Source organism: Vibrio sp. 1249-1 (assembly GCF_033340495.1).
Window position 1 is genome coordinate 1 of sequence record NZ_JAWOWJ010001088.1, and the last position, 537, is coordinate 537.

General features: G+C 47.7%; 1 protein-coding gene. It reads left to right on the plus strand.

Features of this window, described 5'->3' with window-relative positions; genetic code table 11:
• Positions 1-537, plus strand: a 537-nt coding sequence (locus R7Z50_RS30620) for a homocysteine S-methyltransferase family protein (protein ID WP_318150167.1), incomplete at both ends; no start/stop codon positions are given.

Sequence of the window (537 nt, forward strand, 5' to 3'; positions counted from 1 at the left end):
GTGGACGGCGAAAACGCCTGACAAACCTCGTTACGTTGCAGGTGTACTTGGTCCAACCAACCGAACGTGCTCTATCTCCCCTGATGTGAATGATCCCGGCTACCGCAATGTTTCTTTCGATGAGCTGGTTGAAGCGTATTCCGAGTCAACTCGAGCGTTAATCAGAGGTGGCGCTGATCTTATTTTGATCGAAACTATTTTCGATAGATTGAATGCTAAGGCATGTGCCTTTGCTGTCGATTCTGTATTTGAAGAGCTTGGTGTTGCACTGCCTGTCATGATTTCCGGTACGATTACCGACGCTTCGGGGCGCACGTTATCAGGGCAAACCACGGAAGCATTTTACAACTCTCTACGTCATGTAAGGCCGTTATCTTTCGGTCTTAACTGTGCATTGGGGCCAGATGAACTGCGCCCATACGTGGAAGAGCTTTCTCGTATTTCTGAATCATTTGTTTCCGCACACCCTAACGCAGGTTTGCCGAATGCTTTTGGAGAATATGACCTTTCTCCAGAAGATATGGCAGAGCATGTAAA